The sequence below is a fragment of the Novosphingobium sp. BL-S-24 genome (assembly GCF_055521575.1).
Genome location: NZ_CM145488.1, coordinates 2,042,476 through 2,060,164 on the forward strand (window position 1 = coordinate 2,042,476; position 17,689 = coordinate 2,060,164).

Genomic DNA, 17,689 nt, shown 5'->3' on the forward strand with positions numbered 1-17,689 from the left:
GTGCTGCTTGTGACAGATACCCCCATCGCGTTTGCCGGATCGCGGATCGATCGCGCCGATCATATTCGCGGCGACGCCGATGCCATCGCCGCGCTGATGACGGCCACGGCGCGATTGCTGAAGCTGGACGGCCTCGATCCGGTGATGACTGCCGATGGTGCTCTCGATTGGGGCAATCTTGGCGAAGCCGCGCCGGATGCAGAGCTGGTCTTTTTGGGTATCGACGAAGGGCAACGTGGCTGTTTCGCGCAAGTCCCGCACGTCGATCCCGGAGCCAGCCCGCATGCCGGTCCGGCCAGCTGGAACGCGATGTCGATCCTGGAAGCGGGCGAACTGGCGGCCTATGGCGGCGCCCGCGCGCTGGTCGGCTGGCATGCGCGGCACCGCTTCTGCGCGGTTTGCGGCGGACCGACCGTGCTGGCCAAGGGCGGCTGGCAGCGGTCCTGCACCCGCTGCGGGGCCGACCACTTCCCGCGCGTCGATCCGGTGACGATCATGACCGTGGAGCATGAGGGACGCCTGCTGCTCGGCCGTCAGCCACGTTTTCCGGCGGGCCGCTACTCGGCGCTGGCCGGGTTCGTCGAGCCGGGCGAGACGATCGAGGAAGCCGTGGCGCGCGAAGTGTTCGAGGAAGCGGGCGTGCGTGTGCGGGACGTGGCCTACGTCGCCAGCCAGCCATGGCCGTTCCCGTCATCGATCATGATCGGCTGCCACGCCTTCGCGGACGACGGTTCGATCACGATCGACGTGACCGAACTGGAAGACGCGCGCTGGTTCAGCCGGGAGGAAGTTGTCCAGGCCATGGACGCCAACGACCGCGGTGAACACGGCCGCGCCTTTATCGCGCCGCCGAAATATGCAGTAGCGCATGCATTGCTGCGGCATTGGGTCAATTCGGCTGTATAGGCGGACGAATCCGCGCGGTCAGACCAGCCCCAGCTTCATCAGTTCGCGCGCCAGCTTCGGAGGCATGATGTCGCCTGCGTTCTCGCCCTCCGCCAGATCGCGGGGGGCGTCCTCGTCCTTGAGGTAGCGCCAGCCCTGGTGCGCGCGCTTGGGTTTGGTGACGACGGGGATCAGCCGGGGTTCGAGCCGGATGTGCCAGCGCCCGTCGGATTCGCGCTGCTCGAAGCCGATGATGGGCGAACGCCCGATCAGCGCATGCTCGAAGATCCAGTAGAGCGACCCGCCGACCATTTCCGCATGCCGGGTGGGCAGATACCGGGTGGTCATCAGCGCCTCGCCGGTAGCCGCATGGCTTTCCAGCCAGTCGCGAAGGTCGGCGGGGCTGGTGGCGGAATAGGCGATCTTGGTCATGTTGAGCGGCATGACCGGGAGATAGTGCTTCGGTGAGCGCGGTGAAAGGCGTCAGCCCATCAGGCCAGCCCTGTCAGCACCGCCAGGCCGAGGAACGTGAAAAAGCCCATTGTGTCGGTCGCGGTGGTCACGAAGACGGCGGAGGATACCGCAGGGTCGACGTTGAACCGGTCCAGCGTCACCGGCACGAGGATACCCATCAGTCCGGCCACCAGGTTGTTGATCAGCATGGCGGAGGCGATCACCGCGCCCAGCAGCGGGTTGCTGAACAGGATCGCGGTGCCGGTTCCGATCAGGATTCCCAATGCCGTGCCGTTCGCCAGCGCGATGCGGAATTCGCGCCAGATCATCCGCACGGTGTTCGAATCGGTCAGCTGGTTGGTCGCGATCGCGCGCACCACCACCGCCAGCGTCTGCGTGCCCGCGTTGCCGCCCATGCCGGAGACAATCGGCATCAACACCGCCAGCAGCGCGAAGCGGGCGATCGCGCCCTGGAACAGGCCGACCACGGACGATGCGATCATCGCCGTGCCAAGATTTACTACCAGCCAGGTCAGGCGGGCGCGCACGGTCAGCAGGATCGGCTCGTTGATATCGCCGTCGCCCGCACCGGACAGAAGCAGGGCGTCCTCGCCCGCTTCCTCGGAGATGATGTGCACGATGTCGTCCACCGTGACCTGACCGATCAGGCGGCCCGACGTATCGACCACCGCCGCCGAGATCAGCGCGTATTTCTGGAAGCGCAGCGCGACTTCCTCCTGGTCCATGTCGGCCGGGATCAGCGTCTGGTCACGGGCCATCACGTCGTACAGCGGGATATTGCGCGGGCAGCGCAGGATCCACGACAGCGCGCAGGTGCCCACCGGGCGGTGCATCGGATCGACGCAGAACACTTCCCAGAACTCGGTGGGAAGATCGGGGTGTTCGCGCAGATAATCGATGAGGTCGCCTACCGTCATCGTGTCGGGCACCGCGACATGGTCGCGGCTCATCAGACGACCGGCGGATTCTTCCGGGTAGGACAGCGCCGACTCGATGGCCGCGCGGTCTTCCGGCTCCATCTCGGCAAGGACGGCCTGCTGGTCCGCCTCGTCGAGGTCTTCCAGCATGGCGACGGCATCGTCGGTATCCAGATCGCCCGCGATGTCGGCCACGACGTCGGCGGGCAGCGCCTCCATCAGGGTCTCGCGGACCCAGTCGTTCATCTCGGCGATGACTTCCGAACCCATGAGGTCGCGGATGGAGCGCGCGAGCGTCAGGCGTTCGCGTTCGTCGACCAGTTCGAAAAGGTCGGCGATGTCGGCCGGGTGCAGCGGTTCGACCAGATCGTAGACACAGTCGGAATCCTCGGCATCGAGGGCTTCCTTGACCTTGCGTACGAACTCGGGCTTGAGGCGGTTGTCCTCGTCCAGCGAACCGGTATCGGCCACGGCTTCAGGTGCGTCGGCCACGGCGTTCTCGTCCGTTTCGCCGCGCAGGTCGTCCTTGAGATCCGCATCGCTCATAAGGGCCGGTCTACGCAGCTATTTCGCAATTGCAACAGGGGTGGGGCGATGGCTTGCCATGGAATGGTGGATCGGGCGGACGCAGGTCTGGTGCACTCCCGACGCTGCCGGGGTGACATTACCGTTGCAGCCTTTATATCGAGCGCCAAGCCGACCGGGGCCCGATCGTTCATATCCGGGCGCCGGCTTAATGGAGACAGGCAATGGCTGACGAATTCCTCACTCTCACGCTCGACACCGGCAACGGCGAAGGCGGCGACGTCAAGATCAAGCTGCGCCCCGATCTGGCCCCCGGCCACGTCGAGCGGATCAAGGAACTGACCGGCGAGGGTTTTTACGATGGCGTGAAGTTCCATCGCGTGATTCCCGGCTTCATGGCGCAGGGCGGCTGCCCCAACGGCACCGGCATGGGCGGTTCGGACAAGCCCGACCTTCAGGCTGAGTTCAATGCCGAGCCGCATAAGCGCGGCGTCTGCTCGATGGCGCGCACCAGCTATCCGCACTCGGCGAACAGCCAGTTCTTCATCTGCTTTGACGATGCGTCGTTCCTCGACAAGCAGTACACCGTATGGGGCCAGGTCGTCGAAGGCATGGACCATGTGGACGCGCTGCCCAAGGGCGAGCCGCCGCGCGAGCCGGGCAAGATCGTCAAGGCGACCATCAGCGAAGGCTGATCGTCATCCGACGTGACGAAAACGAGGGCGGCCTTTGCGGGTCGCCCTTTTTCGTGGGTCCATCTTGCTTTCGCTACGCCCTTGCGCTCGCTAAAGGCAGCTGATGAACCTGGAACTGGACATCGAACAGCCGTGGGATGCCTCGGTGGACTGGGCGGATCTTGCTGAGCGCGCGCTGGAGGCGCTGGCGGAGGTCGCTCCCGAACTTGATAATCCGCGCCTCATTGCCAGCGTGCTGTTCACCAGCGACGCCGAAGTCCACGTCCTTAATCGAGAATGGCGCGCCAAGGACAAGCCGACCAACGTGCTGTCCTTCCCGATGCTGGATCGCGAGGATCTGCTCGATCTGGACGAGGATGGACCGCCGGAAATGCTGGGCGATCTCGCCCTTGCGTGCGAGACCTGCACGCGGGAGGCCGCTGAAAAGGGCGTGTCGGTGGAAGACCACGCCACACACCTGATCATGCACGGTTTGCTCCATCTGGCCGGCCACGATCACGAAATCGGAGAGGCCGAAGCCGTGGCGATGGAGGCCCTGGAAACAAAGGCTCTTGCGAAGCTCGGCATTCCCGACCCATATGGGGACCGAATTTAGGCAGCAGGGATAGTACCACACGATGGCCGACAATGGCCGCCACACCGAACAGGGTTCGGGAGAAGGCGACAGTAGCGGCACGCTTTGGCGTGCTTTTCGTCGACTGTTCCAGGGGGAGGGCGATCAGTCGCTCCGGGCGCAGATCGAGGAAGTCATCAACGATCACGAAGGCGACGGCGATGGCGAAAGCGCATCGAAGGGCGACCTTTCCCCGATTGAGCGGCAGATGCTGCGCAATCTCCTCCATTTCAGCGAGCACGATGCCGATGACGTGGCGATCCCGCGCAGCGAGATCATCGCCATTCCCGCGTCCGCCAGCTGGGCCGAAGTGGTCGAGGCCTTCGCCGAGCACGGGCACAGCCGCATGCCGGTCTACGGCGAAACGCTGGATGAAGTGCGGGGCATGATCCACATCAAGGACGTGTTTCCGTTGCTCGCGCGGGGCACTCCCCCGCCGGAGGACTGGACCACGCTGATGCGCCAGCCGCTCTACGTGCCGCAATCGCGCGGCGCGCTGGACGTTCTGGCGGACATGCGTGCCCAACGCATTCATCTGGCTGTCGTGATCGATGAATACACCGGCACCGATGGCATCATCACGATCGAGGATTTGGTCGAGGAGATCGTCGGCAATATCGAGGATGAGCATGACGATGCGCCCGAGGAATTGCTGATTGCCATCGATGAAGGTATGTGGGAGGCCGACGCCCGCGTGGAACTGGACGAAGTGGCCCGGCGGATCGACCCCCGGCTGGCCGAGGTCGAGGAAGCGGTGGACACGCTGGGCGGCCTTGCCTTCGTGCTGGCCGAACAGGTTCCGCAGGTCGGCACTATCCTTCAGCACGACAGCGGCTGGCGGATCGAGGTGACGGACGGCAACGAACGCCACGTCACCCGGCTCCGCCTGCATCCGCCGGTGGAAGCGGTGGAGCAAGAGCCAGTTTAACCCCGGGTTGCCGATTGCGCGCGGCAGCCCACTACGAGTGAAAAGACACGATATTGCCGGTACGCCGTCTTCCCCCCCTGCGCGCGCTCGAAGCGTTCGTGCGTGTCGTTCGCCTCGGTTCCGCCAAGGCGGCGGCGAACGAGCTTGCGCTCAGCCCCTCGGCCCTGTCGCGCCGGGTCGCCGCGCTTGAGGATTTTACCGGCAAGCGGCTGTTCACGCGCCAGCATCAGGCGATGAAGCTGACCGAGGAAGGGCAGGCGTTCTACAATGCGATCGGCCCCAAGCTGGAAGAACTGGCCGAAGCGGTGGAAGCGCAGATCGATCGCGGGCAGGTGCTGCGTCTGCACCTTGGCGTGCCCTCCCTCTTCGGCGGCCAGCGCTTGTTCCCGCGCCTTCCCGAACTGCGCAAGCTACATCCGCGCCTGCATATCGACATCGATACCGGCGCGCATCTGGAAGACCGCGTGGGCGATTCGCTCGACGCCGCGATCATCCTCGCCAAAGAACCGGACCCGCAGTTTTACCGCGTGCAGCTGGACCACAACAAGGTCTTTGCGATCACCTCCGCCGACCTGGCCGCCGAGCTTGGCTCAAAACCGGACAAGGAGAAACTCACTCGCCAGACGTTCCTGATCCATCAGGACTTGCCCGAAAGCCTGGAGGCGTGGAAATACGCCATCGACCTGCCGGACCTGGACCCCGCATCGGTGGACCGCTTCGATTCCGGCCAGTTGGTGCTGGAAGCCGCCGCGCAGGGGCTGGGCATCGCCATCATGCACGACGACCACTTCCGCCGGTCCCACGACCCGAGACTGGCCCGGCTCTACGACATCGACGTCGAAAGTCCCTACCGCTATTGGTTCGTGTGTCGGCCCAAGTCCCTGGAATCCCGCCCGGTGCGCATCTTCCACGAATGGCTGCTGCAAGCCGCCCTTTGATGAGGGGAGTGACCGTCGATCGAGCGGTCGCACTTGGACCTTCGAAGCGTCCCCACGACGGTAAAATGTCCTAATGAGCGAGCGCTTCCATATCATCACGGGCGGTCCCGGCTCTGGCAAAAGCAGCGTGATCGACGCGTTGGCGGCTGAGGGCTTCCAGCGCATGCCCGAAGCAGGCCGCGCGATCATCCAGTATCAGGTTGAAATGGGCGGCAATGCGGTGCCTTGGGGTGATCGAAGCGCGTTTGCCGATCATATGATGGCTTGGGAATTGCGATCCTATCAGGACGCGGCGCGGTTACCCGGTCCGGTCTTTTTTGATCGCGGGGTTCCCGATGTTATCGGTTACCTGCGGCTATGCGGATTGCCGGTGCCCGATTACATTATACGGGCCGCCCAACTGCGACGCTACAACAAGCGCATCTTTGTCGCCCCGCACTGGCCCGCGATCTTTGTGCAGGATACCGAGCGCAGGCAGACGATCGAGGAAGCGGAGGCGACGTATCGCGCCATGATGGAAACCTACGCAGGGCTTGGTTATGAGCCTGTTGAGCTACCCCTCGCATCCGTATCGGAGCGTGTCACGTTCATTCAAGAGCGCATCATCTAGGTCTTCATCGCGGCGTGGGGCTTCCAAGCCCTGGCTCTATGATGTTGGCGGCCAGCAGCAAGGTGTGTCATTTTTCCTTTCACCTGAGGCGGATATGCGGGATGACGCCGTTCACGTCAGGACAGGGGAAATCGATATGCGCACCATCCTAGCCGCCGTCAGCGTGGCTCTCACCGCCATCAGTTTGCCCGCTCTTGCGGCCGAGCCGGCGCAGACTCCTGCCGCTCGGGCATCTGACCCCGCGCGGTTGATGGCAGCGCGGCAGACGGTGGATTACGTGTTCCCGACCGGCACCTATGCGCGGATGATGAACGAAACGATGGACAAGATGATGGATTCCATCCTTGATTCCACCATGCGCCTGCCGGTCAAGGATCTGGCGGGGATCAGCGGCGTCGATACGGACACCTTGGGCACCGCCTCGCTGGCCGAGATCATGGAAATCTACGATCCGGCCTACGAGGAGCGGATGCGGGTTTCGACGCGCACGATGATGGCCGAAATGTCGACGCTGATGACCGAGTTCGAACCTGAGATCCGGGATGGTCTGGCGCGGGCTTATGCCTCGCGCTTCGATGCCCGGCAGCTTGGCGAACTCAACACCTTCTTCGCAACGCCAACCGGCAAGGCCTATGCAGCCGATGCCTACGTCCTCATGACGGCGCCCGAGGTGCTTGAAAAAATGCAGGCGTTCATGCCCAAGCTGATGCAGGGTATGCCTGCGATCGTCGAAAAGGTGAAGGCGTCCACCGCGACACTGCCGAAGCCACGCGGCTATACCGAGCTATCGGACGCCGAAAAGACGAAACTGGCCAAAATCCTCGGCATTTCGCGCAAGGAGCTGGACCAGAGTGAAGCAGCCAAAGCGCAGGCCGCCGTCGAGGAGTGACCAGATCGCCGGCGCGCTATGAAGGCGCGCCGGCGGTAGGAGCCTATGCGTTAGGGCCTTCGTACGCCTCGACGATGCGGCCCACGATCGGGTGGCGCACCACGTCGGCGGCGGTGAAGCGGGTGACGGCGATGCCTTCCACGCCTTCCAGCCGGTTCACGGCATCGGCAAGCCCGCTCATCCGCTCACCGCCGGGAATGTCGATCTGGCGGGGGTCGCCGCAAATCACCATCCGGCTGTTCTGGCCAAAACGGGTGAGGAACATCTTCATCTGTTCACGAGTGGTGTTCTGCGCTTCGTCGAGGATGACGAAAGCATCCGCCAGCGTCCGGCCACGCATGAAAGCGATGGGCGCAATCTCGATCTCCCCGCTGGCAAGGCGGCGTTCCACCTGTTCGGGAGGCATGCAATCGTACAGCGCATCGTACAGCGGGCGCAGGTACGGATCGACCTTGTCCTTCATGTCGCCGGGCAGGAAGCCGAGCTTCTCCCCCGCTTCGACAGCCGGGCGCGAAAGGATCAGCCGCTGCACGGAACCGGTCATCAACTGGCTGACGGCCTGGGCCACCGCGACGTAGGTCTTGCCGGTGCCCGCCGGACCTAGCGCGAATATCACGTCGGTACGGGCGAGCGCGCGCATATAGTCGATCTGCGTGGCGGAGCGCGGCACGATCGTCTTCTTGCGCGTACGGATCATGATCGGCGGATCGCCGCCAGCATCGCCGGAGATGATGCCTTCGAGAGTGGGTTCGGATGACATGGTGATAAGCGATTCTATGGCACCGGCATCGAGGTCCTGCCCCATTTCCAGCCGGTGGTACATTCCCTTGAGTGTGTCGCGAGCGCGGGCAACCGAATCGTCAGGCCCTTCGATCAGGACTTTGTTGCCGCGTGCGGAGACATAGACGCCAAGCCGGTTTTCCAGCTGTACAAGGTTGGCATCGAACTGGCCAAACACGGCCCCCAGCAGCGTCTGCTCGTCGAATTCTATTTCGACACGCGCCCGGCGGTGAGCTTCGGGGCGGAACTGCGCCGGATCAACGGCACGTGCTGCTTTGCGGGCCATGCGCTCCTTTCGAACATATCATTTCGTTCTATCGTGAAGATGGCTCCACACGCCTCGTCGCACAAGGAGCGCGACCGCGCATTTTTCACGTTTCGTGGTGGATAATCGCCCGGTTCGGCGCGAAGCCCGGCAATGAAGCGGAAACTGTCGCAGGGGTGCGACACTTATGACCGCACGCTGCATGCAATGTTCGCAAGTCATTCAGGCGGTTGTGTGCAGTTTCATACCAGAAGGCCGCCCTTGAGGGCCTCGCTACATGAAGGAGAATGATAGAATGAGAAAATTCTTCATAGCCGCTATCGCTGCCAGTGTCGCGCTTCCCACGCTGACCGTGCCGACGATGGCTTCGGCCCAGAGCGCCCGCGAAGTCCGCGAAAGTGCCCGTGATGTCCGCCGCGACCAGCGCGACGTACGTCAGGCCCAGCGTTATGGCGACCGCCATGATGTTCGCGAGGCCCGCCGCGATCTGCGCGACTCTCGCCGCGAATTGCGCGAGGACTGGCGCGACTATCGCCGCAGCAACCGCGATGCGTTCCGCCGTCCGGCCTATGTCGGGCCTCGCGGGTATGCTTATCGTCCGGTAGCAGCCGGCCATCGTTTCGACCGCGCATACTACGGCGATCGTTACTGGGTGCGTGACTATGCCCGCTATCGCCTGCCCGCCCCGCGCGCTGGCCATCGCTGGGTTCGTTATGGCAACGACGTGGTGATGGTGAACATGCGTACCGGTCGGGTGGTGAACTCGTACAACAGCTTCTTCTGGTAAGCTGAACGACTAAGCTTCCTGATTAAACGACACGGCCCCGGAGCAAGAACTTCCGGGGCCGTTTCCGTATGGGAGCCGCGCGCTACGCTGCCAACGCGGTCAGGGGAACGGCAGCCAGGCTGTTCGGCCCGCCGCTGGTGATCTGCACCCGCACGATCTGGCCGATCTCCGCCTCGCCAAAGAAGTGGACCGATTGCAGCCAGGGCGACTTGCCCAGCCACTGGCCGGGGCGCTTGCCTTTGCGTTCGACGAGGACGTCACAGACTTTGCCTTCGCTGGCGGCATTGAACGCGTGCTGGTGGCGGTTGAGGGCGGCCTGCAGGCGTTGCAAACGATCCGTCATCACGTCTTCAGGCACATGATCCGCCATGGTCGCCGCCGGGGTCCCGGGGCGCGGGCTGTACTTGAAGCTAAAGCACTGCGAATAGCCGACGGCATCGACCAGCTTGACCGTGTCTTCGAACTCGGCCTCGGTCTCGCCCGGGAAGCCGACGATGAAATCTCCTGACAGCGCGATGTCCGGCCGCATCGCGCGCACCCGATCCAGTATCCGCAGATAGCTTTCGACCGTGTGGCTGCGGTTCATTGCCTTGAGCACCCGGTCGTTCCCGGCCTGCACCGGCAGGTGCAGGAACGGCATCAGCTTATCGATGCTGCCATGCGCATCGATCAGGGCCTGCGTCATGTCGTTCGGGTGGCTGGTGGTGTAGCGGATGCGGGCGAGGTCGGGGATCGCGGCAAGCTCGCCGATCAGGCCTTCCAGCCCGACCGTGTGGCCCACCGCGTTCTCTCCGGTCCAAGCGTTGACGTTCTGGCCCAGCAGCGTGATCTCGCGAGCGCCGCTTTCGACCAGTCGATGCGCCTCGTCCACCAGCGCGGCGTGGGGGCGCGAAACTTCGGCACCACGGGTATAGGGCACGACGCAATAGGTGCAGAACTTGTCGCACCCTTCCTGCACCGTCAGAAACGCCGTGGGGCCGGAGCGGCGACGGCGGGGCAGGGCGTCGAACTTGGTTTCCGCCGGCATGTCCGTATCGGTCACGCTGCGGCCCTCGCTGGCGGCGTGGATCATCGCAGGCAGGCGGTGATAGGCCTGCGGGCCGACGACGACCTTCACCGACGGCGCGCGTGCCATGATTTCCTCGCCCTCTGCCTGGGCGACGCATCCGGCCACCGCGATCAGCGGGCTGGTGCCATCGTCACGCTTCAGTCGGCCAATGTCGGAATAGACCTTTTCCGCCGCCTTTTCACGAATGTGGCAGGTGTTGAGCACGACCAGATCGGCGTCCTGCCCTTCGGCGGCAGGAGCTATGCCCTGCTCGGCCAGCAGCTCGGCCATGCGATCACCGTCATAGACGTTCATCTGGCAGCCGAAGCTCTTGACCCGGTAGGTCTTCGGGGAAGTGATAGACATGGTCGGCCCGTTAGCCGAAATCTCACGGATTTGACAGGGGTCGCGACGATGCGTGCAAGACGGGGCGTGCAATAGGATGAGGTAGGAAACTTCCCATTGCCCGCTTTCCCCGCTAATCGCGCGGGCATGAGCAACACGCAGACCCTGTACGCCGCCTTTACCGGCCATCTTTCCACCGCGCTCGATGCGCTGGAAGCAGCGGGTACATTACCTGCCGGTCTGAAGCGCGCGGCGATCACGGTGGAGCCGCCGCGTGATGCCTCGCACGGCGATCTGTCCACCAACGCGGCGATGGTCTTGTCCAAGCCCGCGGGGATGAAGCCGCGCGATCTGGCCCAGGCGCTGATCGCTGAACTGTCCAAGCTCGATTCGGTGACCTCCGCCGAAATCGCTGGTCCTGGCTTCATCAACTTGCGTCTGTCGAGCGCGGCGTGGCTGGCGGAACTGCGCACGATCGCGGATCTGGGCGCCGATTACGGCCGCTCGACGATGGGTGGCGGCGCGGTCGTCAACATCGAATACGTGTCCGCCAACCCGACCGGGCCGATGCACATGGGGCACTGCCGGGGCGCGGTGGTGGGCGATGCGCTGGCCACGCTGCTGCAATTTGCCGGGCACAAGGTCATCAAGGAATACTACGTCAACGATGCGGGCGCTCAGGTGCAGGTGCTCGCCCGCTCGGCGCATGTCCGCTATCGTGAGGCGCTGGGCCACGAAGTCGGTGCCATTCCCGAGGGGCTTTATCCGGGCGAGTACCTAATCCCCGTGGGCCAGCAACTCGCTGCCGAATTCGGTGACCGATATGCCGACGCGCCCGAGGCTGAATGGCTGGCGCTGTTCCGCGAAAAGGCTGTCGCCGCCATGCTGGTGATGATCAAGGACGACCTTGCGCTGCTGGGTATCCATCACGACCTGTTCAGTTCCGAAGCGGAATTGCAGGCATCCGGCAAGCCGGACGAAGCCGAAGCATGGCTGCGGTCTAAGGGCCTGGTGTACGACGGCGTGCTGGAAGCGCCCAAGGGCAAGACGCTGGAAGACTGGGAAGCGGTGGAACTGCCACTTTTCCGCTCCACCCAGTTTGGCGACGATCAGGATCGCCCGATCAAGAAGTCGGACGGCACCTGGACCTATTTCGGGGCCGACCTTGCCTATCATTTCCAGAAGGCACAGGGCGCCGACGCGCTGGTGGACATCTGGGGCGCGGACCACGCGGGCACCGTCAAGCGCATCAAGGCCGCTGTCGCCGCGTTGACCAGCAAGGACGGCACTGGCGAAGCGACGCCGTTCGAAGTCAAGCTGGTCCAGATGGTTCAGCTGCTGCGCAACGGCGAGCCGGTGAAGATGTCCAAGCGGTCGGGCAATTTCGTCACCTTGGCCGAAGTCGTGACCGAAGTGGGCAAGGACGTGGTGCGTTTCACTATGCTGACCCGCAAACCCGAAGCGCAGATGGACTTCGACTTCGCCAAAGTGGTGGAAGCATCGAAGGACAACCCGGTGTTTTACGTCCAATACGCCAATGCCCGCGTCCATTCGACCCTGCGCAAGGGACTGGCGGAAGGCGGCTTCACCCCGTCCGGCGACCATGTCGAGCTGCTGGGCGAGGAAGAACTGGAACTGGTCAAACTGGCCGCGCAATTCCCGCGCATCATCGAAGCTGCCGCCGCCGCGCGCGAACCGCACCGCATCGCCTTTTTCCTGGGTGACCTTGCTGCCGCGTTCCACGGATACTGGAATCTGGGCAACGAGCGTGTCGAAAAGCGGTTTGTTAACGCAGCTGATGCTAACCTTACATCGGCGCGGCTTTTCCTTGCCGCGCAGATGGGGCAGATTGTCCGCAATGGCCTTGCGCTGCTGGGCGTAGAGGCGGTGGAGGAAATGTAGTTTATGGCTGGCGCTGACGAAGGCTATTTCCCTCGGCCGGAAAACAGAAATCCGGTTTTCGGTTCCGGCACTCGGGACGATCCCTTTTTCGAGCAGCCTGGCCGCGTCGATAGCGGGCAACTGCCGCTGGGCGAGGAGGAGGTACGCCTCCCCTGGCTTGAAGGCGACGATGATGATTTCGAGGAAGAAAAAGGCGGGATCAACCAAGGCCTGGTGTTGGGCGCCCTCGGGGTGGTCGCGCTCGCCCTGATCGCAGCGGCCGTATTCTGGGTCGTGAATAGCCGCCCCGAACAGACGCTGGTGGCGGACGGTGGCGTAATCGCAGCGCCCAAGGAACCGTATAAGGTCAGGCCCGACAATCCGGGCGGCGAAGTCGTCGCCGGAACCGGAGACACCAGCTTCGCCGTGGCGGAAGGCCAGTCCCGCAGCCCGCAGATGGGCGGCCGGACGACGGCAGACGGCCCCGCTGCAGCCCCCACGACCGCGCCGGCATCGGCCTCGGTGCAGGCAACCCCATCACCGGCGCCAGCAGGCGGCGTCGGCGTTCAGGTCGGCGCCTACGCCTCGCGTGAGCAGGCCGAAGCGGGCTGGAATACGCTGAAATCACAGCACGAACCCTTGGGCGCCATCAGCCACCGCATCGTGCAGGGACAAGCCGATATCGGCACCGTCTATCGCCTGCAGGCCGTAGTTGGGGACATAGCTGCAGCGCGTGCGCTGTGCAGCGGCATGAAGGCCGCCGGCATGAGCTGCCAGATCAAGAATTGATGGTAGGAACAGGCGGGTGACCATGGCAGGACGCACGGGGGCACGAACCGGACGTCCGATTGTGGCGGGTAGCGACTCTCCTTTTAATGAGCCGAGACATTTGAAAATACGTTCATAACCACAACACCAGCGACGATCAGCCCCATTCCGATCACCGCAGCAGCGTCAAGCTTTTGCCCCTGAAGCACCCAAGCAGCGGCTGAAATAAGCACGATGCCGACACCCGACCAAATGGCATAGGCCACTCCGGTCGGGATGGTTCGGAGGGTTAGCGATAGGAAGTAGAACGCAATGCCGTAGCCGATGAGGGAGACGGCTGTCCAAGGCAGGCGAGTGAAGCCGTTTGACTGCTTCATCGCTGTAGTGGCGCACACTTCCGCGACGATCGCGATTGCGAGCATGACATATTTCATGCGCAGTCCAGTAGCATGGCGACTCCGCCAGCATAAGGTGACTCCGCTTCTCCGTGCAACGTCTGCTCCGAGGTGAAAGCGGACATTGTCCGAGAACTTGAAGCAGGGCAACTAGGCGGAATGAAGCATCCAGAAGCCCCATTCGTTGTCGAGGTCACCTCAGATGACGAGATACTCTGCCGAGTGCCCAGGCAAGCGGAGAAATCCGGGTCTCTAAAGCAGTTTCCTCATGGACCAGTTGATAGATGCCGCGCTGGGCATACTCCCATTGCCTCAGAAGAAGACCCTAATCATACCCACCGGGGTCAGCCCTGGCCGGCCCCGGTGTGCTCCTCAAACGTCGAGGTTGGCGACGTTCAGGGCGTTTTCCTGGATGAAGTCGCGGCGGGGTTCGACGATGTCGCCCATCAGGCGGGTGAAGATCTCGTCGGTGACGTCGGCGTCCTCGACCTTTACCTGCAGCAGGATGCGGTTGTCCGGGTCGAGCGTGGTTTCCCACAACTGATCGGCGTTCATTTCACCCAGGCCCTTGTAGCGCGCGATGGACAGGCCCTTGCGGCCGGCTGCTAGCACCAGTTCCAGCAACTGGCTGGGGCGGGTGATCGCTTCGTCCGCCTTGTTCAGACGTACAGGTGCGGCCTCGGTCGTGTCGTCTTCACCGGCATCGACGGTTTCTGGCTCGCTGGTTTCGGCTGCGGCGGTGGCGCGCACGAAGCGGGCGCTGCCGGAATAGACGTCGGCATGTTCGGCGGTAAGGCGGGCCAGCTTGCGCGCTTCGGCACTGGTAAGGAACGCCGCTTCGATCTTGTGATGATCGGTCACTCCGCGCCACAAGCGCTCAATCTCTACATTGCCTTCGTCGGTGAGCGCCGCGCTCCAGCGCGCTTCGGTATCACCGCGCTGCAGCCATGCGGCGGTTTCTGCCAGCGCGGTGCGGCGGGCTGCTGGCTCGATCTCGGGTTCCAGCGCGCCGGACAGGGCCAGCGCCTCGATCAGCACCGGATCGTAGCGGCGCGGGACAAAGGCCATCAGGTTGCGCATACGGATGGCATGTTCGACCAGGCTGACGAGGTCCGGCCCGGAGCGCGCGCCGCCCGACGTTTCGAGCACGCGCCCGGATATGCCCGCTTCCACCAGATAGCGATCCAGCGCCGCGCCGTCTTTCAGGTAAACCTCTGACCGGCCCTTGGCGACCTTGTACAGCGGCGGCTGGGCGATGAAGAGGTGCCCGGCGCGGATGATGTCGGGCATCTGGCGATGGAAGAACGTCAGCAGCAGGGTGCGGATGTGCGCGCCGTCGACGTCGGCGTCGGTCATGATGACGATCTTGTGATAGCGCAGCTTGTCGAGGTTGAAATCGTCGCGGATGCCGGTGCCCATCGCCTGGATCAGCGTGCCGACTTCCTTGGACGAGATGATGCGATCGAACCGCGCGCGCTCGACGTTCAGGATCTTGCCCTTGAGCGGCAGGATAGCCTGCGTCTTGCGATCGCGGCCCTGCTTGGCGGAGCCGCCTGCCGAGTCACCCTCGACCAGGAACAGTTCGCACTTCGACGGATCGCGTTCCTGGCAGTCGGCCAGCTTGCCGGGCAGGCTGGCGATGTCCATGGCGCCCTTGCGGCGAGTGAGTTCTCGGGCACGCTTGGCAGCTTCGCGAGCGGCGGCGGCATCGATGATCTTCTGGACGATCGACTTGGCGTGCGCGGGGTTTTCTTCCAGCCACTCGGTCATGCGGTCAGCCATCAAGCTTTCCAGCGGCTGGCGCACTTCGGAGCTGACCAGTTTGTCCTTGGTCTGTGACGAGAACTTGGGATCCGGCAGCTTGACCGAGACGATCGCAGTCAGCCCTTCGCGCATATCGTCGCCGGTCAGCGTCACCTTTTCCTTGCGGAGCAGGCCGGACTTGTCGGCGTAGCCGTTGAGCGTGCGGGTCAACGCCGCGCGGAATGCGGCCAAGTGCGTGCCGCCGTCACGCTGCGGGATGTTGTTGGTGAAGCACAGGACGTTCTCGTAATACGAATCGTTCCATTCCAGCGCCACGTCGATGCCGACCCCGTCCCGCTCGGACGAAATGGCGATCGGTTCCGCGAGCAGCGCGGTCTTGTTGCGATCGAGGTACTTCACGAAGGCCGCGATGCCGCCTTCGTAGAACAGATCGTGCTCCTTCACTTCCTCGTGCCGCTTGTCACGCAAGAGGATGCGTACGCCGGAATTGAGGAAGGCGAGTTCGCGGTACCGGTGCTCCAGCTTATCGAAGTCGAACTCGGTGACGTTCTTGAACGTGTCGGTCGAGGCCAGGAAGGTGACGCGCGTGCCTTTCTTGAACCCGTCATCGTCCGGGTTCTGTTCCACCTTGGGGGCGGGGCCCTTGACCTCAAGCGGCGCCACGGCATCGCCGAGCGCGAACTTCATCCAGTGTTCCTTGCCTTCACGCCAGATGGTGAGTTCCAGCCATTCCGACAACGCGTTGACCACCGATACGCCGACGCCGTGCAAACCGCCCGACACCTTGTAGGCGTTGTCGTCACTCGTATTCTCGAACTTACCGCCCGCGTGCAGCTGGGTCATGATGACTTCGGCGGCGGAAACACCCTCTTCGGCGTGGATGCCGGTGGGGATTCCGCGACCGTTGTCCTCCACCGATACCGAGCCGTCGGGATTCAGTTCGATGAGGACCAGGTCGCAATGCCCGGCCAGCGCCTCGTCGATGGCGTTGTCCGATACTTCGAACACCATGTGGTGCAGGCCAGACCCATCGTCGGTATCGCCAATGTACATGCCGGGACGTTTGCGGACGGCGTCGAGACCTTTCAGGACCTTGATCGAGTCCGCGCCATAGGCGTTCTGGTTCTTGCCGCTGTCGGGGCGTGTTTCATCGGTGCTAGACATGGCGAGCGTATAGGGTTTGCGCGCCCCAAACCCAAGCGAAACCCGCATGCTCCCGCCGCTTTTCCACAAGGTCGACCCCCAGCTTGCGACCGCTGTTCGACAATCGGCCAGGGAGTGTGAAGCAGCGCGCAGTTGCCGGACTCGGCTTGCCCCGCTGACAGGTCGCATGATCGGATCCCGCGTCTCCAACGGGGGCTTATTAGCGCTTGGCGCATTGGCTCGTGGTACCAAGGCAGAGCGAGATATTGTTTGATTACTGCACAACAGGCCCACCTGTGGGGCATGAAGGCCGCTCGAGAAGGCATCCCGATAACGTCCAATCCCTATCGTAACTCCATTGCCCGCGCCGCCTGGGCAGACGGCCATCGCCAGGACATCTTCACCAGGAGCATGCGTCGCCCGATCTGGAAGCTGGAATAGACCCGGAAGGGATGATGCCCTGTTGAAACGCAAAAGGGCGGCTTTTCAGCCGCCCTTCTCGTGGGTGTCGGTCTACCAGCCCGATGGCAGGGCCAGGCACATGGCCTTGCCGATATGGGCGCCTGAAATCAGGCCAGGGTAAGCGCGAAGGCCAGGGCGCTGGCGCCCAGGGCTGCGGCAAAACCGAACGTCCGGTGGACGATGGTCATTTGGTATGCTCCTGCAAACATTCTTGTCGTTTTATCGCAAGCAAGCCTCGTTTCATCGAGCCATGTTGCAGAGCGGCAAATAGGGCTGATCAAAAATTACGCAAACTCGATTCACTCAAGTCAAGTTGCATATTTTGCAACAGTCTATGCCTAACGATTCCCATGGGGTCTGTCGAAATCGCGGAAATCTGCCGATTTGACGGTGCGAATTGATTTCGATAGTTTGCAACCGGTCGCAAACATGACCTTGATGTGACTGTTCGGTCACGCGGCAAAGAGGTCGAGTGACCAAAAATTGAGCGCGAAAATCGAAAGATCATGCTGCAAATGCGAAATAGGCTTTTTGCGATCGTTTCGGCAAACAACTCTTGATCGCCCATAATATGGCT

Annotated in this window: 17 protein-coding genes; 11 read left to right on the forward strand and 6 right to left on the reverse strand. The window is 63.1% G+C overall.

Annotated features, from left to right (window positions below; all coding sequences use genetic code 11):
- Entirely contained in the window at window positions 1–906 is a 906-nt protein-coding gene (gene nudC, locus ACZ1JM_RS15105; RefSeq protein WP_465133194.1) for an NAD(+) diphosphatase, read from the forward strand.
- A gap of 18 nt (window positions 907–924) precedes the next feature.
- Here the strand turns inward: nudC and ACZ1JM_RS15110 are convergent, their stop codons facing one another.
- Window positions 925–1,329 carry a DUF1489 family protein gene (locus ACZ1JM_RS15110; protein ID WP_465133195.1) on the reverse strand — a complete coding sequence of 135 codons (405 nt, stop codon included), beginning with the start codon at window positions 1,327–1,329 and terminating at the stop codon, window positions 925–927.
- A gap of 47 nt (window positions 1,330–1,376) precedes the next feature.
- Window positions 1,377–2,822 carry a magnesium transporter gene (mgtE, locus tag ACZ1JM_RS15115; protein ID WP_465133196.1) on the reverse strand — a complete coding sequence of 482 codons (1,446 nt, stop codon included), beginning with the start codon at window positions 2,820–2,822 and terminating at the stop codon, window positions 1,377–1,379.
- Window positions 2,823–3,025: 203 nt separating this feature from the next.
- On the opposite strand from mgtE, the gene ACZ1JM_RS15120 reads away from it, so the two are divergent.
- From ACZ1JM_RS15120 to ACZ1JM_RS15145, 6 genes are all read left to right on the forward strand, one after another.
- Entirely contained in the window at window positions 3,026–3,496 is a 471-nt protein-coding gene (locus tag ACZ1JM_RS15120) for a peptidylprolyl isomerase (RefSeq protein WP_465133197.1), read from the forward strand.
- Between the two features lie 103 nt (window positions 3,497–3,599).
- Window positions 3,600–4,091: an rRNA maturation RNase YbeY gene (gene ybeY, locus ACZ1JM_RS15125; RefSeq protein ID WP_465133198.1), complete on the forward strand. Its 492-nt coding sequence runs from the start codon at window positions 3,600–3,602 to the stop codon at window positions 4,089–4,091.
- Between the two features lie 22 nt (window positions 4,092–4,113).
- The gene (locus ACZ1JM_RS15130) at window positions 4,114–5,037 is read left to right on the forward strand and encodes a hemolysin family protein (RefSeq protein ID WP_465133199.1); all 924 of its coding nucleotides are present in this window, start codon (window positions 4,114–4,116) and stop codon (window positions 5,035–5,037) included.
- A 53-nt stretch (window positions 5,038–5,090) separates the two neighbouring features.
- The gene (locus ACZ1JM_RS15135; protein WP_465133200.1) at window positions 5,091–5,975 is read left to right on the forward strand and encodes a LysR substrate-binding domain-containing protein; all 885 of its coding nucleotides are present in this window, start codon (window positions 5,091–5,093) and stop codon (window positions 5,973–5,975) included.
- 73 nt (window positions 5,976–6,048) lie between these two features.
- Window positions 6,049–6,585, forward strand: coding sequence for an AAA family ATPase (locus ACZ1JM_RS15140; protein WP_465133201.1), 537 nt, complete (start codon window positions 6,049–6,051; stop codon window positions 6,583–6,585).
- A 136-nt stretch (window positions 6,586–6,721) separates the two neighbouring features.
- Window positions 6,722–7,474 carry a DUF2059 domain-containing protein gene (locus ACZ1JM_RS15145; RefSeq protein ID WP_465133202.1) on the forward strand — a complete coding sequence of 251 codons (753 nt, stop codon included), beginning with the start codon at window positions 6,722–6,724 and terminating at the stop codon, window positions 7,472–7,474.
- A gap of 43 nt (window positions 7,475–7,517) precedes the next feature.
- Here the strand turns inward: ACZ1JM_RS15145 and ACZ1JM_RS15150 are convergent, their stop codons facing one another.
- Entirely contained in the window at window positions 7,518–8,540 is a 1,023-nt protein-coding gene (locus ACZ1JM_RS15150; protein WP_465133203.1) for a PhoH family protein, read from the reverse strand.
- Between the two features lie 274 nt (window positions 8,541–8,814).
- Here ACZ1JM_RS15150 and ACZ1JM_RS15155 point away from each other — a divergent pair, with 274 nt between their 5' ends.
- Window positions 8,815–9,306: an RcnB family protein gene (locus ACZ1JM_RS15155; RefSeq protein ID WP_465133204.1), complete on the forward strand. Its 492-nt coding sequence runs from the start codon at window positions 8,815–8,817 to the stop codon at window positions 9,304–9,306.
- Window positions 9,307–9,388: 82 nt separating this feature from the next.
- On the opposite strand, the gene miaB is transcribed toward ACZ1JM_RS15155, so the two are convergent.
- Entirely contained in the window at window positions 9,389–10,720 is a 1,332-nt protein-coding gene (gene miaB / locus ACZ1JM_RS15160) for a tRNA (N6-isopentenyl adenosine(37)-C2)-methylthiotransferase MiaB (protein WP_465133205.1), read from the reverse strand.
- A gap of 126 nt (window positions 10,721–10,846) precedes the next feature.
- On the opposite strand from miaB, the gene argS reads away from it, so the two are divergent.
- A complete protein-coding gene (argS, locus tag ACZ1JM_RS15165; RefSeq protein WP_465133206.1) occupies window positions 10,847–12,601 on the forward strand; it encodes an arginine--tRNA ligase in 1,755 nt (584 codons plus the stop codon).
- Between the two features lie 3 nt (window positions 12,602–12,604).
- A complete protein-coding gene (locus ACZ1JM_RS15170; RefSeq protein ID WP_465133207.1) occupies window positions 12,605–13,369 on the forward strand; it encodes an SPOR domain-containing protein in 765 nt (254 codons plus the stop codon).
- An 83-nt stretch (window positions 13,370–13,452) separates the two neighbouring features.
- On the opposite strand, the gene ACZ1JM_RS15175 is transcribed toward ACZ1JM_RS15170, so the two are convergent.
- The gene (locus ACZ1JM_RS15175) at window positions 13,453–13,782 is read right to left on the reverse strand and encodes a DMT family transporter (protein ID WP_465133208.1); all 330 of its coding nucleotides are present in this window, start codon (window positions 13,780–13,782) and stop codon (window positions 13,453–13,455) included.
- 333 nt (window positions 13,783–14,115) lie between these two features.
- A complete protein-coding gene (gene gyrB, locus ACZ1JM_RS15180) occupies window positions 14,116–16,671 on the reverse strand; it encodes a DNA topoisomerase (ATP-hydrolyzing) subunit B (protein WP_465133209.1) in 2,556 nt (851 codons plus the stop codon).
- Between the two features lie 282 nt (window positions 16,672–16,953).
- On the opposite strand from gyrB, the gene ACZ1JM_RS15185 reads away from it, so the two are divergent.
- Window positions 16,954–17,091, forward strand: a complete 138-nt coding sequence (locus ACZ1JM_RS15185) for a hypothetical protein (RefSeq protein ID WP_465133210.1) — start codon at window positions 16,954–16,956, stop codon at window positions 17,089–17,091.
- Window positions 17,092–17,689 lie beyond the last annotated feature (598 nt).